This is a genomic window from Streptococcus timonensis (assembly GCF_047460355.1).
GTDB classification, from domain to species: domain Bacteria; phylum Bacillota; class Bacilli; order Lactobacillales; family Streptococcaceae; genus Streptococcus; species Streptococcus timonensis_A.
Genome location: NZ_JASHGL010000001.1, coordinates 289,868 through 314,603 on the forward strand (window position 1 = coordinate 289,868; position 24,736 = coordinate 314,603).

The window sequence follows — 24,736 nt, forward strand, 5'->3', positions numbered from 1 at the left end:
GTTCTGTAATAGAGAATGGGGTATTCTGAGCATATACTTAGAAATCTAAAATCAATTGTGTTAAATTAGGATTGTAAATTTACAGAATCGTTTTCAATTACTATATAAAAACGTTTTTCGTAAATATATGAAATTATTTTGAAGGAGAGTTATCATTATGACTCAAGGGAAAATTACTGCATCTGCAGCAATGCTCAACGTATTGAAAACATGGGGCGTAGACACTATCTACGGTATCCCATCAGGAACACTCAGCTCACTTATGGATGCTTTGGCTGAAGACAAAGATATCCGTTTCTTGCAAGTTCGCCACGAAGAAACAGGTGCTCTTGCAGCGGTTATGCAAGCTAAATTTGGCGGATCTATCGGTGTTGCAGTTGGTTCAGGTGGACCTGGTGCAACTCACTTGATCAACGGTGTTTACGATGCAGCTATGGATAACACTCCATTCCTTGCTATCCTTGGTTCACGTCCAGTTAACGAATTGAACATGGATGCCTTCCAAGAATTGAACCAAAACCCAATGTACAACGGTATCGCTGTATACAACAAACGTGTAGCTTACGCTGAGCAATTGCCAAAAGTTATTGACGAAGCTTGCCGTGCTGCAGTTTCTAAAAAAGGTCCAGCTGTTGTTGAAATCCCAGTAAACTTCGGTTTCCAAGAAATCGACGAAAACTCATACTACGGATCAGGTTCTTACGAGCGTTCATTCATCGCTCCTGCTTTGAACGAAGTTGAAATCGACAAAGCGGTTGAAATCTTGAACAATGCTGAACGTCCAGTTATCTACGCTGGTTACGGTGGTGTTAAAGCTGGTGAAGTAATCACTGAATTGTCACGTAAAATCAAAGCACCAATCATTACAACTGGTAAAAACTTCGAAGCTTTCGAATGGAACTACGAAGGTTTGACAGGTTCTGCTTACCGTGTTGGTTGGAAACCAGCTAACGAAGTTGTATTTGAAGCAGACACAGTTCTTTTCCTTGGTTCAAACTTCCCATTTGCTGAAGTATACGAAGCATTCAAAAACACTGAAAAATTCATCCAAGTGGATATTGACCCATACAAACTTGGTAAACGTCACGCCCTTGACGCTTCAATCCTTGGTGATGCAGGTCAAGCAGCTAAAGCTATCCTTGATAAAGTAAACCCAGTTGAGTCTACTCCATGGTGGCGTGCAAACGTGAAGAACAACCAAAACTGGCGCGATTACATGAACAAACTCGAAGGTAAAACTGAGGGTGAATTGCAATTGTATCAAGTTTACAATGCAATCAACAAACATGCTGATCAAGACGCTATCTACTCAATCGACGTAGGTGACACTACTCAAACATCTACTCGTCACCTTCACATGACACCTAAGAACATGTGGCGTACATCTCCACTCTTTGCGACAATGGGTATTGCCCTTCCTGGTGGTATCGCTGCTAAGAAAGACAATCCAGATCGCCAAGTATGGAACATCATGGGTGACGGTGCATTCAACATGTGCTACCCAGACGTTATCACCAACGTTCAATACAACCTTCCAGTTATTAACGTGGTCTTCTCAAATGGTAAATATGCCTTCATCAAGGACAAATACGAAGACACAAACAAACACTTGTTTGGTTGTGACTTCCCTAATGCTGACTATGCGAAAATCGCTGAAGCGCAAGGTGCTGTAGGGTTCACTGTAAACCGTATCGAAGACATCGATGCAGTTGTTGCAGAAGCTGTTAAATTGAACAAAGAAGGTAAAACTGTTGTTATCGATGCTCACATTACTCCACATCGTCCACTTCCAGTAGAAGTACTTGAGTTGGATCCAAAACAACACTCAGAAGAAGCAATCAAAGCATTTAAGGAAAAATACGAAGCAGAAGAACTCGTACCATTCCGCCTCTTCTTGGAAGAAGAAGGATTGCAATCACGCGCAATTAAATAATTCCTCTCGTCGAAAATCAAACGTAAATATTTTAGATTTTATGCTTTGATTTTCATAGAGTGAAACTTGAAAAGATCGGAGTAATCCGGTCTTTTTGTTTTAAAAGTTGCATATAAATATTTGACAGCGTTTTCTGAAAATCTTATAATAAAAATGTAATAATAGAAAGTGTGACAGATACGGAAAGAAGAATTATTTTTTAAATAGTTGTAGTAAGTGGGCTTTCTTATTTCATTAAAAATAAAGAATGATTATAACATTCAGTTCATTACTCTTCTTTATGGCTCTGAGAAACCTCATAATAGTCACATAATGGTCAATGAAACTTGAGATTAAATGTATCTCAATGAGTAGATATTAGGAGGAAAGATATGGAAAAAAAGGATATTTAGCTAATCTGTATTACCATGATTATCTGTTCAATTATTCTAGGATTGATTATAGGAAGTTTTATTTTTCATGGTCTTGAAGTTATTGCTCAAATAATTTCTAACGGCTTATTTACCATCAATCAATCGATTCATTGATAAGGAGTATTCGTTTTCTAATATTTTTACAGAGGAGAGTACATGGATTTAAATCAAATTGATATTATTGTTTCAAATGTTTCCCAAGTCTGTGCTGACTTGGAGCATCTTTTGGATAAGAAGGCTGATTATGCTGATGATGCTTTTGCTCAGTTTACGATTGGCAGTCACTGTCTTATGTTGTCTCAACATCATTTGATTCCTTTGGAAGATTTTCAGTCAGGAATCATTCTTCACATTGAGGTTGAGGATCTAAATCAGAATTACCAACGTTTAAAAGAGATTGATGTCGAGATTTTACACGGTCCTTGTGAAACGGATTGGGGAACAGAATCCTTATTAGTTAGAGGACCTGCTGGTTTAGTGATTGATTTTTATAAAATGAAATAAGTGCATAGTAGAGTTTGATCGCCAACAAAAGTTATATCATATTATGGGATTTATTCACTATTTTTATAAAATCTTCTCTCTACTTTATAAGATATGAAAAAGAGTTCAACTAGAACTCTTTTTTTGCTATAATGAAGGGAGAAAAATCAGACAGGAGATCAAGATGTCAGAACCGTTATTTTTAAATTCTGTAATGCAAGAAAAAATCTGGGGAGGGACTAAACTACGTGATGAGTTTGGCTACGACATTCCAAATGAAAAAATCGGAGAATACTGGGCAATCTCAGCTCACCCAAATGGAGTTTCTAAGGTAGCTAATGGTCGCTTTGAGGGAACAGACCTAGCTACTTTGTATGCGGAACACCGTGAATTATTTGGCAATCGTCCAGAACCTGTATTTCCACTCTTGACCAAAATTCTTGATGCCAATGACTGGCTCAGTGTTCAAGTTCACCCAGATGATGCTTATGGACTAGAGCATGAAGGCGAACTTGGAAAAACAGAGTGCTGGTACATCATCGCTGCAGATGAAGGCTCAGAGATTATCTATGGTCACAATGCCAAATCAAAAGAAGAACTTCGCCAGCAAATCGAAGATAAGAACTGGGATGCCTTGCTGACAAAAGTGCCTGTTAAGGCTGGAGATTTCTTCTATGTCCCAAGTGGGACCATGCACGCTATCGGTTCAGGTATCTTGATCCTTGAAACGCAACAGTCTAGTGATACAACTTATCGTGTCTATGACTTTGACCGCAAGGATGATAATGGCAACTTGCGAGAGCTTCATCTTGAAAAATCCATCGATGTTTTAAATATTGGTGAGCCTGCTAACAGCCGACCTGTGACTGTCAAAGCAGATAACCTGCGTTCAACTCTTCTTGTGTCTAATGATTTCTTCGCAGTTTACAAGTGGGAAATCACTGGGAAAGTGGACTTTGAAAAGACAGCTGACTACAGCTTGTTCAGTGTCTTGGCTGGTCAAGGTCAACTAACTGTTGATGGAAAGAACTATCCAATCCAAAAAGGTAGTCACTTTATCCTACCAAGCGATGTTGAAGCATGGACTTTGGAAGGTCAAGGTCTAGAATTGATTGTTAGTCATCCATAAAAAGAAAAGAGGCTGGGACAAAAGTCCTAGCCTCTCAATTGTCTTTGGATTGTCGAGCGAGACGCAGTGGTTGAGTGGGCTCTACTACGCTGATTTCATCAGCTTTTACAGCCCTACTCAACTGTGCGGAGGTGGGACGACGAAATCGAATTCTAACGAATTACCGATTTCTGTCCCACTCTCCTTTTTTGTATTTACATAAATTGGGCGATAAAGACCACGATGATGATAATTGGGATGATGTAACGAAGAAGGAAAAGCCAGACTTGGAAAAGTCCTTGTTTCCACGGTGTTTCATCAAGATGGAGTTCCTCCATTGCCAGTGTTTTCTTGAAAATATAGCCTGTAAAAAGAGACAAGCAGAGAGCACCGAAAGGCATGAGGAGGTTGGAAACCAAGAAATCCATGGCGTCAAAGAAGGTCTTTCCAAAGATATGGACATCAGCCATCACACCATAGGATAGGGCCGAAGGGATACCAAAGACAAAAGTCAAAATCCCTAAAATCTTACTCCACTTAGCACGCTTACGGTTGTCTTGGTTGGTGATGTTACCAACATTGATTTCAAGCATAACGACTGAGGAAGTTATCGTCGCAAAGAGGAAAAGCAAGAGAGAGAGAATATAGAAAATAGTACCAAAAGGCATCTTGTCAAAGAGTTGCGGCAAAACAATAAAGAGGAGACTTGGTCCACCTTCAGATTGGATATTAAAGGCTGACATAGCAGGGAAAATCGCAAGTCCCGCCATGATAGAAACTGAGATGTTCAAGGCTACGATGAACATTCCTGATTGGACCAGATTGCTTTTCTTATCTAGGTAAGAAGCGTAGGTCAGCATGGCTGTCACCCCTAGTGAGAGGGCAAAGAAAGATTGTCCCAGTGCATAGAGAAGTCCAGCACTTGTTAGTTTTGAAAAGTCATGTTTGAGGAAGTAAACGACGCCTTCCATGGCATTTTGCAAACTGAGAGAGCGCCCGATAATAACAACAAAGATAATAAAGAGCAGAGGCATCATAACCTTAGAAGCTCTTTCAATTCCTCTTTGAACACCGTGTGAAACAATGAAAATGTTCAAGAAGATAAAGGCTGCTTGGGCTCCTAAAGCAATAACTGGATTAGAAATGATGGAAGAGAATTGCTGGGCATAATCTCCATTTCCGATTAGGTGGAATAATCTTCCAATCTCGATACCAAGGTATACCAGAATCCAACCCCCAATGACACTATAAAATGAGAGAAGGATAAAAAGAGCAAAGGCACCTATCCAACCAATAAAGTTGTACTTTTGATTGTTTCCAAGTTTGCCAAAGGTTTTGATTGCTGACACGCCAGCGCTTCGACCAAGAGCAAACTCAGCCAAGAGGAGAGGAAAATCAATCAATAGTGTCGAGATAAGAAAGACCAGTAAGAAACCTCCCCCACCATTGGCAGCGGTCATATAAGGGAACTTCCAAACAGCCCCAAGACCAATAGCAGAACCAGCAGATGCAAGGATGAAGCCCAGTTTTGAGCCCCATTGCGATTTTTCAGACATCGTTAAAACTCCAATCTATTTTTAAAATAAGAAAAGGCTACTTGAGTTGTCAAATAGCCCTCTCTCAATTGCTCTTTAAGAGCCTTTCATTTGATTGATAGACTTGATTATCCTATCATGATTTTTCAAGTCTGTCAAGAAAGCGATTTTCATGTTTTCATAAAAAATATGATAAAATACTTGACTCTACCCTAAGGTAAGGGGATATACTATTCATGTGAGGAGGAAATCATGTACCATATCAAAGAAGCTGCGCAACTTTCAGGTGTCTCCGTCAAGACCCTCTACCATTATGATAAGATTGGACTCTTGGTTCCGTTAAAGTCAGAAAATGGCTATCGAACTTACAGTCAAGAGGATTTAGAACGACTTCAGGTTATCCTCTATTACAAGTATCTAGGCTTTTCTTTAGAAAAAATAGCAGAGCTATTGAAGGAAGAAAAGACGGACTTGTTACCACATTTGGCAAGACAGTTGGATTACCTAACTCGAGAAAGGCAACATCTAGACACCTTGATTTTAACCTTACAAAAAACCATTCAAGAACAAAAAGGAGAAATAAAAATGACCATTCAAGAAAAATTCACTGGATTTAGCTACCAAGATCATCAAAAATACCACCAAGAGGCGGTAGAGAGATATGGTCAAGAAGTCATGGGAGAAGCTCTCGAGCGCCAAAAAGGCCGCGAAGATGAGGCTACGGCTGCCTTTAACCAAGTTTTTCAAGCTTTGGCTCATAACCATAAAAATGGGCTAGCTGCAACAGCGGTCGAAAACCAAGAAGAAGCATCCAAACTCTTGCAAGCCATTCGAACTTATGGATTTGACTGCTCTATCGAGGTCTTTGGTCATATCGGAAAAGGCTATGTCTATAATCCAGAGTTTAAGGAAAACATTGACAAGTTTGGACCTGGAACAGCTCAATACACATCAGATGTCATTGCTGCTTACGTTCAGACAATGCAGAATAAATAGGCTAGGAATTTCCTAGCCTATTTTTTACTTCAAATCATAAAGCCAGTCGTCACCGTCTTTATAGTAGAAGAACTCACTGAGATCATCTTCCAAAAAAACACGAAGCATATCAGACATATCCTTAGTTGCGAGTTTTAGACGAGAAAGATTTTCAAAATCCTCCCACCATACCTTTCCTTCGTCTGAAGACTGGAGTTCACCAGTAAAGTGTTCTGTCTTGTAAAAAAGGACAACATAACGATAATCCTCATCATCATACCAGTCTTTAATACCGCAGAGTTGGGGTTTGGAAATAGTTAGTCCAGTTTCTTCTCTCACCTCACGAATGACAGCATCGACAAAGGATTCGCCACGTTCAATATGACCACCAGGAAAAGTAATGCCAGGCCAGTCAGGATTAACTCGATCTTGAACCAGAACCTTGTCTCCGTTTTGAATCATACACATATTGACAAATTCGACTGACTCTCTTTTATTCATTTTTTACAACCTTTAATCTTTAATCATAATGCAGACTTCCTGCCACCCAACCGGTGCAGAGGGCAGAAGTGATGTTAAAGCCACCCGTGTGGGCATTGATATCCAGTACCTCGCCAGCAAAGTGAAGTCCAGGAACCAGTTTGCTTTCCAGCGTTTTAGGATTGATTTCCTTGAGACTAACGCCACCTTTGGTAACAAAGGATTTAGCCAAGGACATTTTTCCTGTCACAGGAATCTTGAGGGACTTGATAGACTGGATAAGTTGGTCCCGTTCTTTTTCAGTTAGCTGTTTAACTTTTTCAGGGTATCCTTGGACAAAGAATTCTGCCAAGCGTTCTGGCAACAAAGATTTCAAGGTATTTTTTAAGGATTTTTCACGGTTTTCTTCTAGAAAATTTATTAAGTCGCCTTCAGAAAGTTGTGGCAAGACATCTAAAGATAGGATTTCGCCACCCTTGACAAAGCTTGACATACGCAGAGCAGCGGGACCAGATAAACCAAAGTGGGTAAAAAGCAGATCATGAGTAATGACGTGCTTGCCATAACTGAGAGTCACATCGTCTAGCGAAATTCCCTGCAAGGCCTTGTGCGGAAAATCTGTCAATAAGGGACTTTCAGCAGCCTCAAGTTCGGTAATGGTGTGTTTGAAATGACGGGCAATCTCGTGACCAAAACCAGTCGAACCAGTCGAAGGATAAGACTTACCACCTGTTGTGACGATGAGTTTATTACAAGTGAAGGTCTGGTCTGCGGACTTAAGGACAAACTGGTCGTCTATCTTTTTAACCGAAACAATCTCTGTTTGAGTGGCAATTTGCCCGCCTAGTTCCGTAATTTTCTTCTCCAGAGCCTCGATTATGGTTCGCGATTTATCGCTGACTGGGAAGACACGTCCGTGGTCTTCAACCTTGAGTTTAACACCATTTTCCGTGAAAAAATTAATGATATCATGGTTATCAAACTGTGAGAAGACACTGTATAGGAATCGCCCATTTCCAGGGATGCCAGCGAGTAGATCGTCTAGAGTTCCGTTGTTAGTCACGTTACAGCGACCACCGCCAGTTCCAGCTAATTTTTTCCCAAGTTTTCGATTTTTTTCGATGAGTAGAGTTTTCTGACCATAAAAACTACTGGAAATCGTAGCCATCATACCAGCAGGGCCACCCCCGATTACAATAGTATCAAAATGTTTCATATCTGTATTGTACCATAAAAAAGAGATGGCTAGCCATCTCTTGAATCTAATCAATTAGTTAATTTCATATCCCATGAGAAGTCCACCATCTTCAGCATAAAAGCTACACAAACCAGATGTTGGGACTATAGAAATAGCTGCTTGAGGGTATTTCTCACGTACAAGTTCTGAAAGTTGTTGACAGAATTTTTCATTGCTACGGTGTGCCATAACGATACGACCACCAGCATAACCACCTTTTAGTAATTCTTCAAAGGCTGCTTGAAGGGATTTTTTTGGTCCACGAGCTTTTTGAAGTAGTTCAAGCGTACCAGTTGCACTGGCTTCCCCAACCATACGAATATTGAGAAGTCCAACAACGGCTCCAATTAGCTTGCTTAAGCGACCATTTTTTACTAGGTTATCAACCTTGGCAAGAACGAAGAGAAGTTTTGTTTTTGTTTGGTAATCCGTAATGGCTTTAACAACTTCATCATATGAAAGGCCTTGGTCAATCAACTCATTGAGCTTTTCTACCAATAAATCAACTTCTCCACCAGCTGATAAACTGTCGATGACATGAATCTGAGTATCAGGGTGTTCTTCGAGATATATATTCTTAGCTAATTGAGCGCTATTGTGGCTACCAGAGAGAGTTCCAGTGATAGTCACTACAAAAATATGTTTTGCACCTTCGAATGCTCGTAAGTAATCATCAGGACTAGGGCAGGCTGATTTTGAAGCTTCAGAAGTCGCATACATAGTTTCCATCATCTTATCGATATCAAGATTAGCATCGTCAACAAAGACCTGATTTGCTACTTGAATCTTTAAGGGAACACTGACAAATTCAGTATCAAAAGCTGGGTTTTCCAGTTGGCGATAATCACAACCAGAGTCAGCTACAATCTTCCAAGTCATAGAAATTCTCCATCTTTATCACTTATACATTGACAAAGGTTCTGTCTTTTTTTACAATTATATCATGAAAGTTCTTGAAACAAAAGTAATACCACTCTGTTGTTACAAGTATAAAGGAAGTGTTATGGCTGAACGTAAAATATCTGAAAAATCGCTTGAAAACCTAAGAAAATCAAATCAAGAATCTAATTTGCTAACCAGAGAAGCAATTGAAACAGCCCTCCTGCAACTTTTAGAAAAAAAAGAGTTGGCAAAAATCAGTATTTCTGAGTTAGTCCAAAGAGCTGGCGTATCAAGAGCAGCCTTTTATAGAAATTATGAGTCCAAAGAAGCCATTCTTGAAAGTGTCTTTAAACGTAGTGTTCAGAATATTATGGAGCAGCTAGGCAACTATGATGTCAAAAATGACCTTCGTCTAATATGGGTACATCTCTTTCATGAAGCTAAAAAGGAAGCCAAAGTTATTCAATTGGCTTTGGACTACCATTTAGAAAAGATCTTGATTCAGGCTATGCAAGACTTTTTAGAAAAATATCACGGCAAAACTAAGGGAGTAAGCTCCTATCTACATTCATTTTGGAGCTCGGCCATTGTATCAGTTCTCTTGAAATGGATCAAGGAGGGAATGAAGGTGCCCGCCGAAAAAATTGCAGATTTACGCCTACCATTTTTTAAAAAATAGACGATTAGGAGAGAAATGATGTCAGATAAAAGACTTGCCTGGGACGAATATTTTGCAGCACAAGCCCTATTGATTGCCAATCGATCAACCTGTAAGCGAGCTAAAGTTGGAGTTGTTCTTGTTAAGGATAATAAAGTGATTTCAACTGGTTACAATGGATCTGTTTCAGGGACAGAACATTGTATCGACCACGAGTGTCTGGTTATCGAGGGCCACTGTGTTCGAACTCTTCATGCTGAGATCAATGCTATCTTGCAAGGAGCTGAACGAGGTGTGCCAAAGGGATTTACTGCCTATGTTACGCATTTTCCTTGTCTTAACTGTACAAAACAGCTGCTTCAAGTAGGTTGTCAACGTGTTGTTTATATCAACCAATACCGTATGGATGATTATGCCCAATACCTTTATCAAGAAAAAAAGACGGAATTAACCCATCTACCACTTGAAACAGTTCAGTCAGCCATTAGGGAAGTAAATTTGATTTAGAATCAAAAAAAAGAATGGTTTCAAAAGCTTTTTGAACCATTTTTTGATATAATTAGAAGAATAAATTGAAAGAAGGAACTCACAAATGGGAAAAATTGAAGTTATCAATCATCCACTGATTCAACACAAATTGTCAATCTTGCGTCGTACTGACACTTCTACAAAGGCTTTTCGTGAGCTCGTAGATGAGATTGCAATGTTGATGGGATATGAAGTACTTCGTGATCTTCCGCTTGAAGATGTGGAAATTGAAACACCAATTACTAAAACAGTTCAAAAACAATTGGCTGGTAAAAAATTGGCAATTGTGCCAATCTTGCGTGCAGGTATTGGTATGGTTGACGGACTATTGAGCCTAGTTCCTGCTGCAAAAGTTGGGCACATCGGTATGTACCGTGATGAAGAAACACTTCAACCAGTTGAATACTTGGTTAAATTACCTGAAGATATCGACCAACGCCAAATCTTCGTAGTCGACCCAATGTTGGCAACAGGTGGTTCAGCTATCTTGGCAGTGGATTCCCTTAAAAAACGTGGTGCTTCAAACATCAAGTTTGTCTGTCTTGTAGCTGCTCCAGAAGGAGTAAAAGCTCTTCAAGCAGCACACCCTGATGTAGAAATTTTTACTGCAGCTTTGGATGAACGTTTGAATGAACATGGTTACATTGTTCCTGGACTTGGTGACGCTGGAGACCGTTTGTTCGGAACTAAATAAAATCCCTTTCATCCTATCTAGGATGAAACAAATCAAAAAATTGACCTTTTTTGACCAACGAGGTATAATAACCTCATTGTCAGTAGACAACTACTAAATTTAAAAGATCAAAAGGAGAAATGAATGATTCCTGTAGTTATTGAACAAACAAGTCGTGGAGAACGTTCGTATGACATTTACTCACGTCTTCTTAAGGACCGCATTATCATGTTGACTGGACCAGTCGAAGACAATATGGCAAACTCAGTCATTGCTCAATTGCTCTTCTTGGATGCTCAAGATAGTACAAAAGATATTTACCTTTATGTGAACACTCCTGGAGGTTCTGTATCAGCTGGTTTGGCGATTGTTGACACGATGAACTTTATCAAGGCTGATGTCCAAACTATTGTCATGGGGATGGCAGCGTCAATGGGAACTATCATTGCATCTAGTGGTGCTAAAGGTAAACGTTTCATGCTTCCAAATGCAGAGTATATGATTCACCAGCCAATGGGTGGAACTGGTGGCGGTACTCAGCAGACTGATATGGCTATTGCTGCTGAGCACTTGCTTAAAACTCGTAAGACTTTAGAGCAAATTCTTGCAGACAATTCTGGTAAATCTGTTGAGCAAATTCATAGAGATGCTGAACGTGATTACTGGATGAGCGCTCAAGAAACACTGGAATATGGTTTCATTGATGAAATCATGGCCAACAATTCTTTAAGCTAACAAAGCTAAAAGCAAACTCGACTGAGTTTGCTTTTTTTGGTATAATAAAGGAAGATTTTTAAAAGGAAGCTATATTATGTTTGAAAAAGAAAATCGCAAAGGTCTGATTATCTATCTTTACTATAATCGTGATGCCAAAAAGCTCCAAAGTCTTGGAGATATCTGCTATCATTCGAAAAAGCATCGCTATTTGCAATTATATGTTCCAACAGCAGAAGTAGAAGATTTGGTTAGTCGCTTAGAGAAAGAGAAATTTATCAAGAAAATTAGACCTTGTCACATTCAAGAATTGGAAACTCCTTTCGTTGGAAACCTTTATCGAAAGGAAGAAAACGTTATCATTTAAAAAATATAAAAAAAGTATTGACAATTTTCTGATAATTCGGTATATTCTTAACATGTCATTTAAAATATGAATTTAAGAAGGAGACCATTATGAAGAAAAAATTCGCATTATCTCTTGTAGCCCTAGCTAGTACAGCACTTCTGGTTGCATGTGGAGAGGTTAAATCAGGACCAGCAAACGCAACTGGGAACCCAGTAGATGAAAAAGTAATCAAGATTGGTTTCAACTTTGAGGAAACTGGAGCAGTAGCTGCTTACGGTACATCTGAACAAAAGGGTGCTCAACTTGCAGTTGATCAAATCAATGCTGCTGGTGGTGTTGATGGAAAACAAATCGAAGTTGTAGATAAAGATAACAAATCTGAAACTGCTGAAGCGGCTTCTGTTTCTACGAACCTTGTTACTCAATCAAAAGTAGCAGCTATCGTAGGTCCTGCGACTTCTGGAGCAACTGCTGCTGCAGTGGCGAATGCTACTCAAGCTGGTGTACCATTGATCTCGCCAAGCGCTACTCAAGATGGTTTGACAAAAGGACAAGACTTCCTATTTATTGGAACATTCCAAGATAGCTACCAAGGAAAAATTATCTCAAACTATGTAGCTAATAAATTGAATGCTAAGAAAGTTGTTTTGTATACTGATAACTCAAGTGACTATGCTAAAGGTATCGCAAAAGCTTTCCGTGAATCATTTAAAGGTGAAATCGTAGCTGATGAAACATTTGTATCAGGAGATACAGACTTCCAAGCAGCTCTTACAAAAATCAAAGATAAAGAATTTGATGCAATCGTATTACCAGGTTACTACACTGAAGCAGGTAAAATTGTAAACCAAGCTCGTGGTATGGGTATTGACAAACCAATCATCGGTGGTGATGGATTTAATGGTGAAGAGTTTGTTCAACAAGCAACAGCAGAAAGAGCATCAAACATTTACTTCATCTCTGGTTTCTCATCAACAGTTGATGTTTCTGATAAGGCAAAAGCCTTCCTGGAAGCTTACCGTGCTAAATACAATGAAGAGCCTTCAACTTTTGCAGCTCTTGCATATGACTCAGTTTACCTTGTAGCAAATGCAGCAAAAGGTGCAAAAACTTCAGTTGATATCAAGAACAATCTTGCTAAAACACAAAACTTTGAAGGTGTTACAGGTCAAACAAGCTTCGATGCAGATCACAACACTGTTAAAACTGCATTCATGATGACTATGAATAATGGTAAAGTTGAAGCGGCAGAAGTCGTACAACCATAAATTAAAGATAACGAGAATGGGGAATGAGCTTTTTACTCACTCCCTGTTTCGGTATTTTAGAAGCAATGTATATCCAAAAAATTATTATTAGAAAGAGTGAACTACATGCTCCAACAACTTGTTAATGGTTTAATCTTGGGTAGTGTTTATGCATTATTAGCCCTTGGTTATACTATGGTTTATGGAATTATCAAGCTCATCAACTTCGCCCACGGCGATATTTATATGATGGGGGCTTTTATGGGCTATTTCTTGATTAATTCCTTACAATTAAATTTTTTTGTTGCCTTAATTTTATCGATGGCTGGTACTGCAATTCTGGGTGTTATCATTGAGTTTTTGGCTTATCGTCCTCTACGTAATTCAACACGTATCTCTGTCTTAATCACAGCAATTGGTGTATCCTTCTTACTCGAGTATGGAATGGTTTATTTAGTGGGTGCCAATACACGTGCCTTCCCGCAAGCCATTCAAACAGTTCGTTATGACTTGGGCCCAATCAGTCTAACTAACATTCAATTGTTGATTCTGGGTGTTTCTCTAATATTGATGGTTCTTTTGCAATTGATTGTCAAAAAAACTAAGATGGGGAAGGCTATGCGTGCAGTTTCTGTTGACAGTGATGCTGCTCAGTTGATGGGAATTAATGTCAATCGAACAATCAGCTTTACCTTTGCTTTAGGTTCTGCCTTGGCAGGTGCAGCAGGTGTCTTAATTGCTCTCTACTATAACTCTTTAGAGCCTTTGATGGGGGTAACTCCAGGTCTTAAATCTTTCGTAGCGGCTGTTCTAGGTGGTATCGGTATTATTCCGGGTGCAGCTCTGGGTGGATTTGTTATCGGTCTTCTGGAGACTTTTGCAACAGCCTTGGGAATGTCAGATTTTCGTGATGCTATTGTATATGGAATCTTGCTCTTAATCTTGATTGTTCGTCCAGCAGGTATTCTTGGTAAGAATTTGAAAGAGAAGGTGTAAACAATGAAAGAAAATTTAAAAGTTAATATTCTATGGTTATTCCTTCTGTTAGCAGGATACGGCTTGATTAGCGTATTGGTTTCTGCTGGTGTGTTGAATCTTTTCTATATTCAAATTCTCCAGCAAATCGGTATTAACATTATCCTAGCAGTGGGACTTAACCTGATTGTTGGTTTCTCTGGGCAATTTTCACTGGGACATGCTGGTTTCATGGCTATTGGGGCCTATGCAGCAGCTATTATCGGTTCTAAATCTCCAACCTATGGAGCCTTCTTTGGAGCGATGCTACTTGGAGCACTTATCTCAGGATTAGTGGCTTTAGTCGTTGGAATTCCAACTCTTCGCTTGAAGGGAGACTATCTAGCAGTTGCAACACTCGGTGTTGCTGAAATCATTCGTATCTTTATTGTTAATGGTGGTGACCTTACAAACGGTGCAGCAGGTATTCTAGGGATTCCAAACTTTACCAACTGGCAGATGGTATACTTCTTTGTAGTCGTGACGACCATCGCAACCTTAAACTTCCTACGTAGTCCTATTGGACGTTCAACCTTAGCAGTTCGGGAAGATGAAATTGCTGCCGAATCTGTCGGAGTTAATACCACTAAGATGAAAATCATTGCTTTTGTCTTTGGTGCCATGACTGCAAGTATTGCAGGATCACTTCAGGCAGGATTTATCGGTTCTGTAGTACCTAAAGATTACACATTCATCAATTCCATCAACGTGTTAATTATCGTTGTATTTGGTGGTTTGGGATCAATTACAGGTGCAATTGTTTCAGCTATCGTGTTGGGAATTTTAAACATGTTATTACAAGATGTGGCCAGCGTGCGTATGATTATTTACGCTTTAGCCCTCGTATTAGTCATGATTTTCAGACCAGGTGGTCTCTTAGGAACTTGGGAATTGAGTCTATCTCGTCTCTTTAAAAAAACTAAGAAGGAGGAGCAAAACTAATGGCATTACTTGAAGTAAAACAGTTAACCAAGCATTTTGGTGGTCTAACAGCTGTTGGAGATGTAACTCTTGAATTGAATGAAGGTGAACTTGTTGGATTAATCGGGCCAAATGGTGCAGGAAAAACAACACTCTTCAACCTCTTGACTGGTGTATATGAACCAAGTGAAGGAACAGTCACCTTGGATGGCCATTTGTTAAATGGAAAACAACCTTATAAAATCGCTTCTCTTGGTCTAGGTCGTACTTTCCAAAACATTCGTCTGTTTAAAGATTTAACCGTTTTAGATAATGTTCTTATCGCATTTGGTAATCATCATAAAAAGCATGTTTTTGCAAGTTTCTTACGCTTGCCAGCCTTTTATAAAAATGAAAAGGAATTAAAAGCTAAAGCTTTAGAATTGTTAAAAATCTTTGAATTAGATGGAGATGCGAATACTTTAGCAAAGAATCTAGCTTATGGTCAACAACGTCGCTTAGAAATTGTTCGTGCCCTTGCGACTGAACCTAAGATTCTGTTTTTGGATGAGCCTGCAGCGGGTATGAATCCTCAGGAAACAGCAGAGTTGACAGACCTTATTCGTCGTATCAAAGAAGAATTTAACATTACAATTATGCTGATTGAGCATGACATGAGTTTGGTCATGGAAGTTACTGAGCGTATCTATGTCCTTGAGTACGGTCGTTTGATTGCTCATGGGACACCAGATGAAATTAAGAATAATAAACGTGTTATCGAAGCTTATCTTGGAGGTGAAGCCTAATGTCTATGTTAAAAGTTGAAAACCTCTCAGTACACTATGGTATGATTCAAGCTGTACGTGATGTAAGCTTTGAAGTTAATGAAGGGGAAGTTGTTTCTCTTATCGGTGCCAACGGTGCTGGTAAAACTACTATTCTTCGAACATTATCAGGACTTGTTCGTCCGAGTTCAGGTAGAATTGAGTTTTTAGGTCAAGAGATTCAAAAAACACCTGCACAAAAGATTGTGGCAGCAGGGCTATCTCAAGTACCTGAAGGCCGTCATGTTTTTTCAGGTTTGACAGTTTTGGAAAACTTGGAGATGGGGGCTTTCTTAAAGAAAAATCGAGAAGAGAATCAAGCTAACCTGAAGAAGGTCTTCTCTCGTTTCCCTCGTCTTGAAGAACGTAAAAACCAAGATGCGGCAACACTATCTGGTGGTGAACAGCAGATGTTAGCCATGGGACGTGCACTCATGTCAACACCAAAACTCCTTCTTTTAGATGAACCATCAATGGGACTTGCACCTATCTTTATTCAAGAAATTTTTGATATCATACAAGATATCCAGAAGCAAGGAACAACAGTTCTCTTGATTGAGCAGAATGCTAATAAAGCACTTGCTATTGCAGATAGAGGATATGTACTGGAAACAGGTAAAATCGTTCTTTCAGGAACAGGTAAAGAACTCGCAGCATCAGACGAAGTCAGAAAAGCATATCTAGGTGGCTAAAACAATCCAGTGGATTGTTTTAGTCGGCAGATAAAGATTGCGCCAGCAATCCACATTAGTCCGGGGGACCTTTTTAGTCGGAAGATAAAGATTGCAAAGCAATCATCAAATCCAGTAGATTTTTTTAGTCGGCGGATAGAGATTGTGTAAGCAAATTACCTATAAAGAGTTCCTATATGGGCTCTTTTTTAATAAGCTAATCAGATTTTTCTGAATCTTGAAAAAGAATTGAAAGCGTTTGATTGCTTTCTTTAAAAGGTGTATAATAAAACTATAAATATAAAGGAGAAGTCCTATGGCAGTTAAAGATTTTATGACACGTAAGGTAGTCTATATCAGTCCAGATACAACGATTGCTCATGCTGCAGATTTGATGCGTGACCAAGGTTTGCACCGTCTACCAGTTATCGAGAATGATAAATTAGTGGGCTTGGTAACTGAAGGAACTATCGCAGAAGCAAGTCCCTCAAAAGCAACCAGTCTATCCATCTATGAAATGAATTACTTGCTAAATAAAACTAAGGTAAAAGATGTCATGATTCGTGACGTGGTTACTGTTTCTGGCTATGCAAGTTTAGAAGATGCTACCTATCTTATGTTGAAGAACAAGATTGGGATTTTACCCGTTATTGACAATGGCCAATTATATGGTGTCATAACTGATCGAGACGTATTTAGGGCCTTTCTTGAGGTGGCTGGTTATGGTGAAGAGGGAATTCGTATCCGTTTTGTAACAGAAAATGAAGTCGGTGTTCTTGGTAAAATTGTTTCGCTCATTGTTGATGAAAATCTAAATATTTCACACACCATCAACATCCCACGTAAGGATGGAAAGATTATCATTGAAGTGCAAATTGATGGTAAGATTGAGCTTGCATCTCTTAAGGAAAAATTTGAATCTGAGAATATTCAAGTCGAAGAGATTACTCGAACCACTGCTAAAAAGCTTTAAAAATATAAAATATAACTAGTTTTTCTCTTGCCAAAAAAAAGCTTTTCTAGTATAATAGTTTATTGTGAGCAAACCTCACTTACCCCTTGCAATGTCTTGGGGTCATTAGACCAAAAGGAGGAACATATCAATGGCTAAATACGAAATTCTTTATATCATTCGTCCAAACATTGAAGAAGAAGCGAAAAACGCTTTGGTAGCACGTTTTGACTCTATCTTGACTGACAACGGTGCAACTGTTGTTGAATCAAAATCATGGGAAAAACGTCGTCTTGCATACGAAATCCAAGATTTCCGTGAAGGACTTTACCACATCGTTAACGTTGAAGCAAATGACGACGCAGCTCTTAAAGAGTTTGACCGTCTTTCAAAAATCAACGCTGACATTCTTCGTCACATGATCGTCAAACTTGACGCGTAAGAAGGTAGAATATGATTAACAATGTTGTACTTGTAGGGCGTATGACACGTGACGCTGAGTTACGTTATACCCCATCAAATGTCGCAGTTGCGACTTTTACTCTTGCAGTAAACCGTACTTTCAAGAGTCAAAATGGCGAACGTGAGGCTGATTTTATTAATGTCGTTATGTGGCGCCAACAGGCTGAAAATCTTGTCAACTGGGCTAAAAAAGGCTCTCTTGTTGGAATCACAGGCCGTATTCAGACTCGTAGTTACGATAACCAGCAAGGACAACGTGTATACGTAACAGAGGTCGTAGCTGAGAATTTCCAAATGTTGGAAAGCCGTAGTGCTCGTGAAGGACAAACAGGTGGAGCTTATTCTGCACCAAGTGCTAGTCATGCAGCACCTACAAATTCAGTACCAGACTTTTCACGTAATGAGAATCCATTTGGAGCAACCAATCCTTTGGATATTTCAGATGATGATTTACCATTCTAATGGACAATTAATACTATAAAGGAGAAATAACATGGCTCAACAACGTCGTGGCGGATTTAAACGCCGTAAAAAAGTTGATTACATCGCAGCAAACAAAATTGAATATGTTGATTACAAAGATACTGAGCTTCTTAGCCGTTTCGTTTCAGAACGTGGGAAAATCCTTCCTCGTCGTGTAACAGGAACTTCAGCTAAAAACCAACGTAAAGTAACAACAGCTATCAAACGCGCTCGCGTAATGGCTTTGATGCCTTTCGTAAACGAAGATTAAAGAAAAGACCCTTACGGGTCTTTTTTTCATGAGCCTTGAAATGAGAGAGCGAGTTGGGGTCCGGGTGGACCTCTTTTTCATGAGATTGAAAACAAGAAAGCGAATTAAGACCCCAACGGGTCTTTTTTTCACGAGCATTGAAATGAAATAGCGAGTTGGGGTCCGGGTGGACCTCTTTTTCATGAGCTCGGAAATAAGAAAGCGAGTCAAGAGCCGGGTGGTTTTTTTTCTTTCTCTAAAACGTGCTATAATGATAGTAGTAATTTTAAAGGAGTATCTTATGGAGGGAAACGCTATTATTAGAAAAATGATTGAATCGGATATCAAACACCTATCCCAAGGTTTTATCAATCAGGGTTGGCCTGGTAGAGAGGAAATTTTGGCTAGATATTTTCTGGAACAGGAAAGTGGGGAGAGAGAAGTCTTAGTTGCAGAGATTGAAGGTGTTGTAGCGGGCTACGTTACCATTTTGCCCTCTGCTAAACATGGTCCTTTTGCAGAAGTCTATCCAGAATTATCAGATTTTAATGTGTTTGAGCCTTTTCGAAATCAAGGGATTGGGAATCAACTGCTAGAAGAAGCAGAAAAACGAGTCAAGTTTGTTTCGAGTAAGGTCACTCTTGGTGTAGGTTTGCACTTAGGCTATGGTCCTGCCCAGAGATTGTATATCAGACGGGGCTACATTCCGGATGGGACAGGTGTCTGGTATCGAAATCAACCCTTGGAAATGAATGCAACTAGCCAAAATAATGATGATTTGGTTTTGTATCTAGTAAAGGAATTCGGATAAGAGACAAGGATTTTATTGGGGATGTGGGATTTCTCTATTTTATGGTATAATGGAAAGAGTGAATTGAAGGAGGTATTGTAATGGATGCCAAGTTAAGATACAAGGCTAAGAAGATTAAAATTATCTTTTTTGATATAGATGATACTTTACGAAATTCAAAGACAGGTTTTGTTCCAAGTACTATTCCAACGATTTTTAAACAATTACGCGAAAAAGGAATCTTGACAGGAATTGCGACTGGTCGTGGGATTTTCGGTGTCGTGCCAGAGATTCGCGAACTTAAACCTGACTTTTTTGTTACTCTGAATGGTGCCTATATTGAGGATAAAAAAGGCAATGTGATTGATAGTAACAAAATTTCTAAAGACAAGGTTGAAAGCTATATTGCTTGGACCAAGGAAGTTGGGATTGACTATGGTTTAGTTGGTAGTCATGCTGCTAAACTCTCTACTAGAACTGAGTTGATTAGTGAGGCGATTGACCCGATTTATCCTGATTTAGATATCGATCCAGATTTCTATGAAAAAGAAGACATCTATCAGATGTGGACGTTTGAGGATCAGGGAGATGACCTGACTTTGCCTGAAAGTTTAGCATCGACTTTGCGTATGGTACGCTGGCATGAACATTCGTCAGATGTGGTACCAATTTCAGGTTCAAAAGCAGCTGGTGTAGCAAAAGTTGTAGAACATTTAAGTCTTAAACCTGAGAACGTGATGGTCTTTGGGGATGAACTCAATGACTTGGAACTTTTTGATTATGCAGAAATTAGTGTCGCTATGGCAATTTCTCACGATAAAATCAAAAAAAAAGCAGATTATATTACAAAAACATTAGAAGAAGATGGCATTTTTGATGCATTAGAAAGATTTGGTATGGTAGAAAAAGAATTACATTTGCCACAAGTAGACATTGAAACAACAGAAGGTCCGATTGCGACTATTAAAACAAATCATGGAGATTTGCGTATTAAGCTATTTCCAGAGCAGGCACCAAAAACAGTTGCCAACTTTATTGCTCTGTCAAAAGATGGATACTATGATGGTGTGATTTTCCACCGTATTATTAAAGATTTTATGATTCAAGGTGGAGACCCAACTGGTACTGGTATGGGTGGTGAATCTATCTATGGTGAGTCATTTGAGGATGAGTTTTCAGAAGAACTTTACAATGTCCGTGGAGCCCTTTCTATGGCTAATGCTGGGCCAAATACAAATGGTAGCCAGTTCTTTATCGTGCAGAATCAACACTTGCCATATTCTAAGAAAGAAATTGCTCGTGGTGGTTGGCCAGAGCCAATTGCGGAGATTTATGCAGAACAAGGTGGAACTCCTCACCTAGACCGTCGTCATACTGTATTCGGTCAACTTGCGGATGAAGCTTCTTATGAAGTTCTGGATGCAATTGCAGGTGTCGAAACAGGTGCCATGGACAAGCCAGTTGAAGACGTCGTAATTGAAACTATTGAAATTGAGGACTAAGATGAAAATAGGTGATAAGCTATCTGGGCGAATTACAGGGATTCAGTCTTATGGAGCTTTTGTAGAATTGGAAACAGGTGTTACAGGCTTAATCCACATTTCTGAGATAAGAACTGGATTTATTGAAAATATTTATGATGTCTTGAAGATTGGTGAAGAAGTTCAGGTACAGGTAGTTGATTTGGATGAGTATTCAGGTAAGGCTAGTCTTTCTATTCGGACCTTGGAAGAAGAAAAACACCAGCTACCAAGACGGAGACGCTTTTCAAGTGATCGTGTCAAATATGGCTTTGCTCCTTTGGCTCGCATGATGCCTATCTGGACCAAGGAAGCCATTTCCAATCTGAAAAAAAAGAACTCGTAAACTAATTCTCTCAGTTTTTTTGAAATGTTAATATGTTTTGCTATAATATAAAGTATGGAAGAAGAATTATTAAAATCAGGAGAGCGCATCAATCAGCTCTTTTCAACAGATATTAAAATTATTCAGAATAAAGAGGTTTTTAGCTATTCGGTCGATAGTGTCCTCTTGTCACGCTTTCCACGCTTTCCTAAAAGTGGTTTAATTGTGGATTTTTGTGCTGGGAATGGAGCTGTTGGACTGTTTGCCAGTAGTCGGACCAAGGCTAAAATTCTCTCTGTTGAAATCCAAGAACGCTTGGCAGATATGGCTGAAAGATCTGTTCGTTTAAATGGGCTGGACGGACAGATGCAGGTCATCTGTGATGATTTGAAGAATATGCCTACTTATATTCAGGGGAGCAAGGTTGATTTGATTTTATGCAATCCGCCTTATTTTAAAGTGGATCCAAATTCTAATCTGAACGAAAGTGAGCATTACCTTTTAGCTCGGCATGAAATTACAACCAATCTTAAGGAAATCTGTCGTAGTGCCCAGAGTATTCTCAAATCAAATGGGCGTTTGGCTATGGTTCATCGTCCTGATCGATTATTAGATATCTTAGCTACGCTCCAACAGCATAATCTGGCTCCAAAACGTCTGCAATTTGTTTATCCTAAACGGGAGAAGGAAGCTAATATGCTTTTGATTGAAGCTATCAAGGACGGCTCCACTAGTGGCTTTAAGGTTTTACCACCACTCATTGTTCATAATAGTGATGGTACTTATACACCAGAAATTCAAGAGATTTACTATGGATCATAAGGCTTATATGTATGTGGTTGAGTGTCGGGATAGTTCCTACTATACTGGCTATACAACGGATGTCAAAAAAAGAATCGCTGTTCACAATAGCGGTAAAGGAGCCAAATATACACGAACTCGCTTGCCAGTAAAACTCATCTTTGCGGAAGGTTTTGACAGCAAGGAAGAGGCCATGTCTGCTGAAGCTCTTTTCAAGCGCAAGACACGCATGCAAAAAGAACATTATCTCAAAGAGAGACAAAATAAGAATTTAGTCGATACTTTTGATATGTAACGAGGAGTCCTTTGACTCCTCTTACTTTTGTCAAAAATTGAAAAAAATGCTACAATAAAGAGAATAAAGAAACGAGGTATTATCATGTCTAAGATTCTAGTATTTGGTCACCAAAATCCAGATTCAGATGCCATTGGGTCATCTGTAGCTTTTGCTTATCTTGCAAAAGAAGCATACGGTTTGGACACAGAAGCGGTGGCTCTTGGAACTCCAAATGAAGAAACAGCTTTCGTCTTGAACTATTTTGGTGTAGACGCACCGCGCGTGATCACATCTGCTAAAGCAGAAGGTGCAGAACAAGTCATCTTAACGGACCACAATGAATTCCAACAATCAGTTTCAGATATTGCTGAAGTTGAAGTTTATGGTGTTGTGGACCACCACCGTGTGGCTAACTTTGAAACTGCCAGCCCACTTTACATGCGTTTGGAACCAGTTGGATCAGCATCATCTATCGTTTACCGCATGTTCAAAGAACATGGCGTAGTTGTGCCAAAAGAAATCGCAGGTTTGATGCTATCAGGTTTGATTTCAGATACTCTTCTTTTGAAATCTCCAACCACTCACCCATCAGATAAAGTCATTGCTCTTGAATTGGCTGAATTGGCTGGTGTGAACATGGAAGAATACGGTCTTGCCATGCTCAAGGCTGGTACAAACTTGGCAAACAAATCTGCTGAAGAATTGATTGATATCGATGCCAAGACATTTGAACTCAACGGAAACAATGTCCGTGTGGCTCAAGTGAATACAGTTGATATTGTTGAAGTATTGGAACGCCAAGCTGAAATCGAAGCAGCCATCCAAGCAGCAAATGCAGCTAACGGCTACTCTGACTTTGTCTTGATGATTACAGACATCGTCAACTCAAACTCAGAAATTTTAGCTCTTGGTGCTAATATGGACAAGGTAGAAGCAGCGTTCAACTTCAAACTTGAAAACAACCACGCTTTCCTTCCAGGTGCTGTTTCACGTAAGAAACAAGTTGTACCACAATTGACTGAAAGCTTTAATGCATAATCATAGATGGGAAAGCCCATTGTTAAAAAGGAGTTTCGGCTCCTTTTTTGCTAGGAGAGAAAGATGTTAGAAAATGGTGACTTGATTTTTGTGAAAGATGATTCGGATATAGGACAGGCCATCCAGGAATCTACTGGTAACTACAGTCACGTTGCTATCTTTTTGGACGGACAGGTCTATCATGCTACGGTGGAAGGTGGCGTCCTTGCCCAGGCTTCTGAGGACTTCTTTGAAGCTGAGAAAGTCTATGACCTTTATCACTGTGAGCAGATTGATTGTACAGAGGTCAAAAAGCGAGCAGAGAGTCTTTTAGGGGCTCCCTACAATGCTTCCTTTTATCCAGATGGAGATGGTTTCTATTGTTCCCAGTTTGTAGCAGAAATTCTCCCTATTTTTGAGACCATTCCCATGAAGTTTGGGGATGGGGAAGAGGAGATTAGTGATTTTTGGAGAAACTATTATAGAGAGTTAGGCCTTCCTGTACCACTGAATCAGCCGGGGACCAATCCCAGTCAATTAGCAGCCTCTCCACTCTTAGTATGTAAAGAAAGGAATCTTCATGATTCAGATTTTTAATCCATCTCGCTTGACGCGACAACCATTCTTTAGAGATTTGGTAGACTATCTTGATCAGCATGATGATGTTATCCTCCGTGAAATCAAGGCTCAGTTTCCAGAGATACCAGTTGATAAGTTTTTGGAGGAATACATTAAGGCGGGATTGATTTTGAGAGAAAATAAACGCTATTATCTCAATCTTCCCTTTCTAGAATCTACAGAATCTCTTGAACTGGACCAAGAAGTCTTTGTGAGAGATGATAGCCCCATCTATCAAGAAATCCTGGAGAAACATTTTCAGACCGAATTGCGCAATCAAACCAATGCAGCAATCTTAAAAGAATATACCGATTTTGCAAGAGAAAAGATGACACTGTCTAATTATTTTTATAAGGTCAAGCATCAGTATCCTTTGACGGAAGAACAGCAGGCGCTCTATGGAATTTTAGGAGATGTCAACCCTGAGTATGCCCTTAAGTATATGACTACTTTTTTGCTCAAGTTTCTTAAAAAAGATCAACTCATGCAGAAACGACCTGATATCTTTGTCGATAGTTTAGTATTATTAGGCTACATCGTTCAAAATGAAGATGGAAAATATGAGTTGACTGTAGAATTTGATAAAGAAAGACTCATCTTTATAAAATAATAGAAGAGAGAGTGGGACAGAAATCGGT

Annotated in this window: 30 protein-coding genes; 26 read left to right on the plus strand and 4 right to left on the minus strand. The window is 39.4% G+C overall.

Annotated features, from left to right (window positions below; genetic code table 11):
• Positions 1-157: 157 nt before the first annotated feature.
• The 3 genes from spxB to manA all read left to right on the plus strand — a co-directional run bounded on the left by spxB (position 158) and on the right by manA (position 3,958).
• Positions 158-1,933 (plus strand): pyruvate oxidase, encoded by a 1,776-nt coding sequence (spxB, locus tag QM941_RS01360; RefSeq protein WP_414338012.1) that lies wholly within the window; start codon positions 158-160, stop codon positions 1,931-1,933.
• Between the two features lie 569 nt (positions 1,934-2,502).
• A complete protein-coding gene (locus tag QM941_RS01365) occupies positions 2,503-2,850 on the plus strand; it encodes a VOC family protein (RefSeq protein WP_414338014.1) in 348 nt (115 codons plus the stop codon).
• 163 nt (positions 2,851-3,013) lie between these two features.
• A complete protein-coding gene (gene manA, locus QM941_RS01370; protein ID WP_414338017.1) occupies positions 3,014-3,958 on the plus strand; it encodes a mannose-6-phosphate isomerase, class I in 945 nt (314 codons plus the stop codon).
• Between the two features lie 194 nt (positions 3,959-4,152).
• Here manA and QM941_RS01375 read toward each other — a convergent pair whose 3' ends face one another.
• Complete coding sequence (locus QM941_RS01375) at positions 4,153-5,493, minus strand: sodium-dependent transporter (protein ID WP_414338020.1); 1,341 nt, start codon at positions 5,491-5,493, stop codon at positions 4,153-4,155.
• Between the two features lie 231 nt (positions 5,494-5,724).
• Between QM941_RS01375 and QM941_RS01380 the strand changes: the two genes are divergently transcribed.
• Entirely contained in the window at positions 5,725-6,468 is a 744-nt protein-coding gene (locus QM941_RS01380; protein ID WP_414338022.1) for a MerR family transcriptional regulator, read from the plus strand.
• 24 nt (positions 6,469-6,492) lie between these two features.
• On the opposite strand, the gene QM941_RS01385 is transcribed toward QM941_RS01380, so the two are convergent.
• From QM941_RS01385 to QM941_RS01395, 3 genes are read right to left on the minus strand one after another with little or no spacing between them, the layout of a single operon-like run.
• Complete coding sequence (locus QM941_RS01385) at positions 6,493-6,948, minus strand: 8-oxo-dGTP diphosphatase (protein WP_414338024.1); 456 nt, start codon at positions 6,946-6,948, stop codon at positions 6,493-6,495.
• A gap of 19 nt (positions 6,949-6,967) precedes the next feature.
• Positions 6,968-8,143 (minus strand): NAD(P)/FAD-dependent oxidoreductase, encoded by a 1,176-nt coding sequence (locus tag QM941_RS01390; RefSeq protein WP_254724391.1) that lies wholly within the window; start codon positions 8,141-8,143, stop codon positions 6,968-6,970.
• A gap of 54 nt (positions 8,144-8,197) precedes the next feature.
• Entirely contained in the window at positions 8,198-9,043 is an 846-nt protein-coding gene (locus QM941_RS01395) for a DegV family protein (protein ID WP_414338027.1), read from the minus strand.
• Between the two features lie 124 nt (positions 9,044-9,167).
• Here QM941_RS01395 and QM941_RS01400 point away from each other — a divergent pair, with 124 nt between their 5' ends.
• The 22 genes from QM941_RS01400 (at position 9,168) to QM941_RS01505 (ending at position 24,708) form a co-directional block, all read left to right on the plus strand.
• Positions 9,168-9,725, plus strand: a complete 558-nt coding sequence (locus QM941_RS01400) for a TetR/AcrR family transcriptional regulator (RefSeq protein WP_414338028.1) — start codon at positions 9,168-9,170, stop codon at positions 9,723-9,725.
• 18 nt (positions 9,726-9,743) lie between these two features.
• Positions 9,744-10,211, plus strand: a complete 468-nt coding sequence (locus QM941_RS01405; protein WP_414338031.1) for a deoxycytidylate deaminase — start codon at positions 9,744-9,746, stop codon at positions 10,209-10,211.
• A gap of 85 nt (positions 10,212-10,296) precedes the next feature.
• Complete coding sequence (upp, locus tag QM941_RS01410) at positions 10,297-10,926, plus strand: uracil phosphoribosyltransferase (RefSeq protein WP_414338034.1); 630 nt, start codon at positions 10,297-10,299, stop codon at positions 10,924-10,926.
• 123 nt (positions 10,927-11,049) lie between these two features.
• Positions 11,050-11,640 carry an ATP-dependent Clp protease proteolytic subunit ClpP gene (clpP, locus tag QM941_RS01415; protein WP_414338037.1) on the plus strand — a complete coding sequence of 197 codons (591 nt, stop codon included), beginning with the start codon at positions 11,050-11,052 and terminating at the stop codon, positions 11,638-11,640.
• A gap of 76 nt (positions 11,641-11,716) precedes the next feature.
• Complete coding sequence (locus tag QM941_RS01420) at positions 11,717-11,986, plus strand: YlbG family protein (protein ID WP_414338040.1); 270 nt, start codon at positions 11,717-11,719, stop codon at positions 11,984-11,986.
• An 89-nt stretch (positions 11,987-12,075) separates the two neighbouring features.
• A complete protein-coding gene (locus QM941_RS01425; protein ID WP_414338042.1) occupies positions 12,076-13,236 on the plus strand; it encodes an ABC transporter substrate-binding protein in 1,161 nt (386 codons plus the stop codon).
• A 105-nt stretch (positions 13,237-13,341) separates the two neighbouring features.
• Positions 13,342-14,211, plus strand: a complete 870-nt coding sequence (locus QM941_RS01430; protein WP_414338045.1) for a branched-chain amino acid ABC transporter permease — start codon at positions 13,342-13,344, stop codon at positions 14,209-14,211.
• A 3-nt stretch (positions 14,212-14,214) separates the two neighbouring features.
• The gene (locus tag QM941_RS01435; protein WP_414338048.1) at positions 14,215-15,171 is read left to right on the plus strand and encodes a branched-chain amino acid ABC transporter permease; all 957 of its coding nucleotides are present in this window, start codon (positions 14,215-14,217) and stop codon (positions 15,169-15,171) included.
• Positions 15,171-15,935: an ABC transporter ATP-binding protein gene (locus tag QM941_RS01440; protein WP_414338051.1), complete on the plus strand. Its 765-nt coding sequence runs from the start codon at positions 15,171-15,173 to the stop codon at positions 15,933-15,935. The genes QM941_RS01435 and QM941_RS01440 overlap by 1 nt, the downstream gene beginning before the upstream one ends.
• Complete coding sequence (locus tag QM941_RS01445; protein ID WP_414338054.1) at positions 15,935-16,645, plus strand: ABC transporter ATP-binding protein; 711 nt, start codon at positions 15,935-15,937, stop codon at positions 16,643-16,645. The genes QM941_RS01440 and QM941_RS01445 overlap by 1 nt, the downstream gene beginning before the upstream one ends.
• A 295-nt stretch (positions 16,646-16,940) precedes the next feature.
• On the plus strand, positions 16,941-17,597 hold the full coding sequence (locus QM941_RS01450) for a CBS domain-containing protein (RefSeq protein WP_414338056.1): 657 nt from the start codon (positions 16,941-16,943) through the stop codon (positions 17,595-17,597).
• Positions 17,598-17,727: 130 nt separating this feature from the next.
• Positions 17,728-18,018 carry a 30S ribosomal protein S6 gene (gene rpsF / locus QM941_RS01455; RefSeq protein WP_001151782.1) on the plus strand — a complete coding sequence of 97 codons (291 nt, stop codon included), beginning with the start codon at positions 17,728-17,730 and terminating at the stop codon, positions 18,016-18,018.
• A gap of 11 nt (positions 18,019-18,029) precedes the next feature.
• Positions 18,030-18,500 carry a single-stranded DNA-binding protein SsbA gene (gene ssbA, locus QM941_RS01460; RefSeq protein ID WP_414338058.1) on the plus strand — a complete coding sequence of 157 codons (471 nt, stop codon included), beginning with the start codon at positions 18,030-18,032 and terminating at the stop codon, positions 18,498-18,500.
• Between the two features lie 31 nt (positions 18,501-18,531).
• On the plus strand, positions 18,532-18,771 hold the full coding sequence (rpsR, locus tag QM941_RS01465) for a 30S ribosomal protein S18 (protein WP_000068664.1): 240 nt from the start codon (positions 18,532-18,534) through the stop codon (positions 18,769-18,771).
• A 280-nt stretch (positions 18,772-19,051) separates the two neighbouring features.
• A complete protein-coding gene (locus tag QM941_RS01470; protein WP_414338060.1) occupies positions 19,052-19,561 on the plus strand; it encodes a GNAT family N-acetyltransferase in 510 nt (169 codons plus the stop codon).
• Positions 19,562-19,641: 80 nt separating this feature from the next.
• Positions 19,642-21,042 (plus strand): Cof-type HAD-IIB family hydrolase, encoded by a 1,401-nt coding sequence (locus tag QM941_RS01475; protein WP_414338061.1) that lies wholly within the window; start codon positions 19,642-19,644, stop codon positions 21,040-21,042.
• A gap of 1 nt (position 21,043) precedes the next feature.
• Entirely contained in the window at positions 21,044-21,406 is a 363-nt protein-coding gene (locus QM941_RS01480) for a S1 RNA-binding domain-containing protein (RefSeq protein WP_414338063.1), read from the plus strand.
• Between the two features lie 54 nt (positions 21,407-21,460).
• On the plus strand, positions 21,461-22,207 hold the full coding sequence (locus QM941_RS01485) for a tRNA1(Val) (adenine(37)-N6)-methyltransferase (RefSeq protein ID WP_414338065.1): 747 nt from the start codon (positions 21,461-21,463) through the stop codon (positions 22,205-22,207).
• The gene (locus QM941_RS01490) at positions 22,197-22,481 is read left to right on the plus strand and encodes a GIY-YIG nuclease family protein (protein ID WP_414338066.1); all 285 of its coding nucleotides are present in this window, start codon (positions 22,197-22,199) and stop codon (positions 22,479-22,481) included. Before QM941_RS01485 ends, QM941_RS01490 begins: the two co-directional genes overlap by 11 nt.
• Positions 22,482-22,565: 84 nt before the next feature.
• Positions 22,566-23,501, plus strand: a complete 936-nt coding sequence (locus tag QM941_RS01495; protein WP_414338069.1) for a manganese-dependent inorganic pyrophosphatase — start codon at positions 22,566-22,568, stop codon at positions 23,499-23,501.
• A gap of 63 nt (positions 23,502-23,564) precedes the next feature.
• The gene (locus tag QM941_RS01500; RefSeq protein WP_414338072.1) at positions 23,565-24,077 is read left to right on the plus strand and encodes a YiiX/YebB-like N1pC/P60 family cysteine hydrolase; all 513 of its coding nucleotides are present in this window, start codon (positions 23,565-23,567) and stop codon (positions 24,075-24,077) included.
• Positions 24,061-24,708, plus strand: coding sequence for a DUF1803 domain-containing protein (locus QM941_RS01505; RefSeq protein WP_414338074.1), 648 nt, complete (start codon positions 24,061-24,063; stop codon positions 24,706-24,708). Before QM941_RS01500 ends, QM941_RS01505 begins: the two co-directional genes overlap by 17 nt.
• The last annotated feature ends 28 nt before the right edge of the window (positions 24,709-24,736 follow it).